7 protein-coding genes are annotated in these 5,636 nt (G+C 63.7%); 4 read left to right on the top strand and 3 right to left on the bottom strand.

Features of this window, described 5'->3' with window-relative positions:
* The 4 genes from VMR39_RS01970 to mazG form a co-directional block, all read left to right on the top strand.
* Positions 1-569 (top strand): TatD family hydrolase (locus VMR39_RS01970; RefSeq protein ID WP_325413821.1); only part of this gene is annotated, 569 nt, incomplete at its 5' end.
* Positions 566-1,348 (top strand): MBL fold metallo-hydrolase, encoded by a 783-nt coding sequence (locus VMR39_RS01965; protein WP_325413819.1) that lies wholly within the window; start codon positions 566-568, stop codon positions 1,346-1,348. The genes VMR39_RS01970 and VMR39_RS01965, both read left to right, overlap by 4 nt.
* The gene (locus tag VMR39_RS01960; protein WP_325413817.1) at positions 1,345-1,530 is read left to right on the top strand and encodes a hypothetical protein; all 186 of its coding nucleotides are present in this window, start codon (positions 1,345-1,347) and stop codon (positions 1,528-1,530) included. Before VMR39_RS01965 ends, VMR39_RS01960 begins: the two co-directional genes overlap by 4 nt.
* A gap of 53 nt (positions 1,531-1,583) precedes the next feature.
* Positions 1,584-2,360 carry a nucleoside triphosphate pyrophosphohydrolase gene (gene mazG / locus VMR39_RS01955; RefSeq protein ID WP_325413823.1) on the top strand — a complete coding sequence of 259 codons (777 nt, stop codon included), beginning with the start codon at positions 1,584-1,586 and terminating at the stop codon, positions 2,358-2,360.
* Positions 2,361-2,372: 12 nt separating this feature from the next.
* On the opposite strand, the gene hflX is transcribed toward mazG, so the two are convergent.
* From hflX to VMR39_RS01940, 3 genes are all read right to left on the bottom strand, one after another.
* Positions 2,373-3,782, bottom strand: a complete 1,410-nt coding sequence (hflX, locus tag VMR39_RS01950) for a GTPase HflX (protein WP_325413814.1) — start codon at positions 3,780-3,782, stop codon at positions 2,373-2,375.
* Between the two features lie 31 nt (positions 3,783-3,813).
* A complete protein-coding gene (hfq, locus tag VMR39_RS01945) occupies positions 3,814-4,395 on the bottom strand; it encodes an RNA chaperone Hfq (protein ID WP_325413812.1) in 582 nt (193 codons plus the stop codon).
* Positions 4,396-4,537: 142 nt separating this feature from the next.
* A partial coding sequence (locus VMR39_RS01940; RefSeq protein ID WP_325413810.1) for a sigma-54 dependent transcriptional regulator occupies positions 4,538-5,636 on the bottom strand: 1,099 nt, incomplete at its 5' end.

The raw sequence follows: 5,636 nt of genomic DNA, 5'->3' as shown, positions 1-5,636 counted from the left end.
AGGGGGCGCTGCTCGAAGCGGCCGCGCATCCCCGCGTCATCGGCATCGGTGAAACCGGGCTCGACTATTATTACGACAAGTCGGACCGTGCCGTGCAGCAGGCACTGTTCCGCACGCACATCGCGGTTGCCCGCAAGACCGGTCTGCCGATCATCATCCACACCCGCGACGCCGAGGATGATACCGCCCGGATTCTCGAGGAAGAGATGGGGAAGGGGGCCTTCCCGGCGCTCATCCATTGTTTCACCGCGAGCGCCGTTTTCGGGCGGAAGGTTCTCGATCTCGGGCTGACGATCAGCATCTCGGGCATCGTAACCTTCAAGAACGCCAAGGCCCTGCAGGACGTCGTTCGCACAATCCCCGAGGATCGGCTGCTGGTCGAAACCGACTCGCCGTTTCTCGCCCCCGTTCCCCATCGAGGCCGCAAGTGCGAACCGGCCTTTACCGCCGACACCGCGCGTTTCGTAGCCGACCTCCGTGGCATTTCGGTCGAGGAACTGGCCGAAAAGACGACGCGCAACTTCTTCGCCCTGTTCACGAAAGCGCGCTACGCCGAGGTCCCGGCGTGAAGGTCACGATCCTCGGTAGCGGAACCTCGACCGGCGTACCACGCCTCGGCGGCGAGGACGGCAAGGCCGACTGGGGTCTGTGCGATCCCGAGGAACCACGCAACCGCCGCACGCGCGTGGCCATCCTGCTCGAAAGCGACGCGGGTTCCCGCATCCTGGTCGACACGCCTACCGATCTGCGCGCGCAGTTTCTGGCCAACGACATCCACCGGATCGACGCAGTGTTCTGGACGCATGACCATGCGGATCACTGCCACGGCATCGACGATCTGCGACCGCTTCGCTATGGACGCGCAGGCCCGATTCCAGGGTTCGCCGCGTCGGAAACGGTGCGCCGGATGCGCCAGCGCTTCGGCTATGTCTTCGCCGGTCAGCACGGCTACCCGACGCTGGTCTCGCTCGACAATCTCGACGTGGTTCGTCTCTGCGAGGGCTTTCGCATAGGCCATACGCAAATGCCGCATGGGCCGGCCGAATCCACCGGGTTCCGGTTCGAGGCCGACGGCAAATCAATCGGTTACGCGACAGACTTCAGCGAGATTACTCGCGGAATGATCGACCTGTTCTATGGTTGCGACGTCCTGGTCGTCGATTGCCTGCGCCGCGAGCCGCATCCGACGCATGCACATCTCGCCATGTCGCTCGAACTGGCAGAAGTCTGCCGCGTCGGCACGGCCGTGCTGATGCATCTCGACAAGAGCATGGACTATGCCACACTAAGTGCATCCGTGCCTGCGAACGTGCAGGTCGCTTACGATGGATTGGTGATCGCTCCATGAACCAGGCTGGCATGATTGCATCGGTCATTGCGATTGCAGCATGCTTGGTGCTGGCGTTGCGAAATCCGGAAATGCGCACGATGGGTGCTGGCAAGGCAGTGCGCCTCGCTGCCATTTGGGCGGCGATCATCATCGGGCTGGTTCTCGTCATCCAATTCTCGGGATTCAGGATCGAGCCCTGAACTCCGGACTTTCAGAGGTCCATTATTTACATAATGTTGATTATCGATCCAACATGAGCGACGTGCCCAACCAGCATATCGACCGCCTCCTTTCGATCATGGCCCGGCTGCGCGATCCGCAGACAGGCTGCGAATGGGATCGTCAGCAGACTTTCGCCACGATCGTCCCGTACACTATCGAGGAAGCGTACGAAGTTGCCGAAGCGATCGCGCAGGACGATCTTGCATCTCTTCGCGACGAACTCGGCGACCTCCTGCTGCAGGTCGTGTTTCATGCGCGCATGGCCGAGGAACTCGGGCACTTCGCCTTTCCCGATGTTGCTGCCGCCATTTCGGATAAGCTGGAAGCGCGGCACCCGCACATCTTCGGCGATGACACATCCGATCACGCACAGACCGAGCGCTGGGAGCAGATCAAGGCCAGGGAGCGCGCGGATAAAGGCGCGACCAGTGCCGTCGATGGCGTCGCAGTTGCCCTGCCGGCGCTGATGCGCGCCGAAAAGCTGCAGAAGCGCGCGGCGCGGGTCGGTTTCGATTGGCCCGATCCGAGCGGTGCTGCGGACAAGGTACACGAGGAAATGACCGAACTGGCCGAGGCCGGGCCGGAAGATCGCCTGGAAGAAGCCGGCGATCTGCTGTTCGCCGCCGTCAACCTCGTCAGGCTCAACGGCATCGCGCCCGAAGACGCGCTACGTTTCGCCAATGCGAAGTTCGAGCGACGTTTCCGCGGCATGGAGCAACTGGCGCAAGCCAACGGCGTCGACTTTGCCAGCCTCTCGCTCGATGCCCAGGAAGCCTACTGGCAGGCAGTCAAGCGATCGGAAAAGTAACGCAACCAAGGCTTACAACGAGGTGAAGCGCCCCAGTTCGCGTTCGGATAGCCGGACCTGCAGGCGCAATTGAGGCCCATCGCTGCCCTCGCCCGCGTCCTCTTCGGTCACGACCTCACCGCGCGCGTGGAGAAAAGCGAGGCGCTGGCCGTCGGCCGCCGGAATGACGAAGCTGTAGACCTTGGAATCCAGCGTCAGCGTCTTGCTCGCTATTGCCAGCAACTCGTCACAGCCTTCACCGGTCAGCGCCGAGACGGGGACGATGATTTCCCCTTCGCGGTGTGACATCGCTTCACGCAAGGCCTTCGCCTGCTCCGGATCGAGGAGGTCCCATTTGTTCCAGACCTCTATGATCGGAATCAGGGGCTCACCGCCCTCTTCCTCTGCCTTCTCCTGCGCCCATCCGGTCGCGCGTTCGTCTATGGCGGCGCGGCGCAGGGCACGCTCGTCGACCTGCGGTTGCAGGACTCCAAGGTCGGCGAGGACGTCGAGAACCTGACGCTTCTGGGCGTCGGTATCGGGATTGGCGATATCGCGAACGTGCACGATGACGTCGGCTGCCGTCACTTCCTCCAGCGTCGCGCGGAACGCGGCGACGAGCTGTGTCGGCAGATCGGAAATGAAGCCGACCGTGTCCGACAGGATGGCTTTTTCAAGCCCCGGCAGGCGGATCGCGCGCATCGTCGGATCGAGAGTGGCAAACAGCAAGTCCTGCGCCATGACTTCGGCACCGGTGAGCCGGTTGAACAAAGTCGACTTGCCAGCGTTGGTGTAGCCCACCAGCGCAACGATCGGCCATGGCGCCTTTTCACGTCGGTCCCGGTGAAGTCCGCGCGTGCGCCGGACTTGCTCCAGTTCGCGGCGGATCTTGGCCATGCGGTCGCGGATGAGACGGCGGTCGGCCTCGATCTGCGTCTCGCCCGGGCCGCCGAGGAAGCCGAAACCACCGCGCTGCCGCTCGAGGTGGGTCCAGCTTCGCACGAGTCGTCCGGCCTGATAATCCAGGTGGGCGAGTTCGACCTGCAGTCGTCCCTCCGCCGTCGCCGCGCGCTCGCCGAAAATCTCGAGGATCAGGCCAGTCCGGTCGATGACCTTGCGCTTGAGCTTTTCCTCGAGGTTGCGCTGCTGGATCGCCGTCAGCGAACCATCGACGATGACCAGTTCGGCCTCGTTCAGTTCGCAGGCGACCGAGATGTTCTGGATCTGGCCTTCGCCGAACAGCGTCGCCGCGCGCGGTTCGCGGATGATGATGGCCATGGCCTCCACCACCTCGAGCCCGATCGCAAGGGCGAGCCCCCTCGCCTCTTCGAGGCGCGCGTCGGCATCGAGATCGGCAACCTGGCCCTTGGGTCCGCGCATTTGCGGATAGACGACGAGGGCCCGCGCGCCGCGCGTGACCTCGCCCTTGAGTTCTTCGTTCAAATCAGTTCAGCTTCAATCCGGAGTCGCGACGTCAATCGTCGCCTTCCTCATGCGCCTGAAGGTCCACCGGAGTCACGGGCTGAATCGTCGATACGGCATGCTTGTATGCCAGTTGGACGTAACCTTCGCGCTCCAGCAGCATGCAGAACAGGTCGTAGGCAGCCACGCGGCCCTGCAGCATGACGCCGTTGATCAGGAACATCGTGACCTGGACGCCGGCATTGCGGATGCTGGACAGGAACACGTCCTGCAGGACGCGCGTCTTCTTGGCGGTTTCCGAGCCACTCGAAAACTGGCGCGCATCGACCGGGGTCGATGGCATGATCGTCGAGATAGCATGCTTGTAGACGAGCTGCGACTGGCCGTCACGACGCAGCAGGATCGAGAAATTGTCGAACCAGGTGACGATGCCTTGCAGCTTGACGCCCTTGACCAGGAACATGGTGACCGGGGTCTTGTTCTTGCGCAGGAGGTTCAGGAACTGGTCCTGAAGGTTCTGCCCCTTGCCCGCCGGCGGTGCCGCGGGGGCTGGTGCGCCGGCAACTGCTTCCGCCGGCTCAGGAGCGGGCGGCGGCGTCGGTTTGGGCCGTGCGGTGAGAGTACGACCAGCCATGTAATTCTCCGTGTTTTTGGCGGCCGCTTATGCGGTCCGCGATCTGGCGCCGGATTGCCCGGTGCCGTTCTCGAATCGAAACCTACCTATTTGCTGCAATGCAGTAAACTGCATTTTTGTAGCGAAAATGTTACAGTCCCGGTCAGGCGGGCCCTTGCAAGGGCTCGTCGCCCTCCGGTTCGTCCTCCCGGCGCTCGGACATTCCCAGCAGCTTGAGCTTGCGGTGGAGAGCGGAGCGTTCCATCCCGATGAAGGCTGCGGTCTTCGAGATATTGCCGGAAAACCGTCGTATCTGGACGCGCAGGTACTCGCGCTCGAAGCTCTCGCGCGCCTCGCGCAAGGGCGCGCTCATCATCACCGGGGCGCCGGCATCGCCCCCTCCCCGGCTGTTGAAGATTTCCGGCGGCAGCATGTCCGCCTCGATCCGCGCCAGCTTGTCGCGCGGGGCCATGATGACGGTACGCTCGACGACGTTGCGTAGCTGCCGGACGTTGCCCGGCCATTCATAGGCCTGCAGCGCCGTCATCGCCTCGCCGCTGACATGGGGCGGGGTAACCCCTTGCTCGCTGGCGTAGCGAGCGAAGAAATGGTCGATCAGCGCGGGAATGTCGTCGCGCCTTTCGCGCAGGGCCGGGATCGATACCGGCACGACGTTGAGCCGATAGAACAGGTCCTCGCGGAACCGACGCTCGGCGATCTCCTTCTCGAGATCGCGCGAGGTCGACGAGACGACGCGGACATCGACGCGGATCTGCCGGGTGCCGCCCACGCGCACGAACGCCTGGTCGGTCAGGACCCGCAGGATACGGGCCTGCGTGGAGAGCGGCATGTCGGCCACTTCATCGAAGTAGAGCGTGCCGCCGTCGGCCGTCTCGAGCAGGCCGGGCCGGATCAGCGCGCCGTCCGCTTCCTCGCCGAACAGTTCCTGTTCGAATCGCTCGGGAGTGATGCGGGCGGAATTGACGCTGACGAAGGCGTTGTCGGCGCGCGGGCTCCAGGCATGGAGGAGGCGTGCGGCGACTTCCTTGCCCGAACCGGCTGGGCCGGTGATGAGCAGGCGGCTCCCGGTGTTCGCGATGCGCTTCAAGGTGGCGCGCACCTGGTTGATCGCGCCGCTGGATCCGGTGAACTCCTCTGGCCCTGCGAAAGCCTGTCCCTGCTTGAGTTGTGCGTTTTCCCGGCGCAGACGCTCGGTCTCGGTCGCCCGGCCAACGAGGTGGAGCAGCTTTTCCGCCTCGAAT

Origin of the sequence: Sphingobium sp. (assembly GCF_035511395.1) — a bacterium.
In the GTDB taxonomy this organism is placed as follows: domain Bacteria; phylum Pseudomonadota; class Alphaproteobacteria; order Sphingomonadales; family Sphingomonadaceae; genus Sphingobium.
This window is presented reverse-complemented; position numbering and strand designations above follow the sequence as displayed.

Coding starts and splice junctions, on each gene's coding strand:
- VMR39_RS01960 (WP_325413817.1), top strand. CDS start 1,345: ATGAACCAGGCTGGCATGATTGCATCGGTCATTGCGATTGCAGCATGC.
- hfq (WP_325413812.1), bottom strand. CDS start 4,395: ATGGCTGGTCGTACTCTCACCGCACGGCCCAAACCGACGCCGCCGCCC.
- mazG (WP_325413823.1), top strand. CDS start 1,584: ATGAGCGACGTGCCCAACCAGCATATCGACCGCCTCCTTTCGATCATG.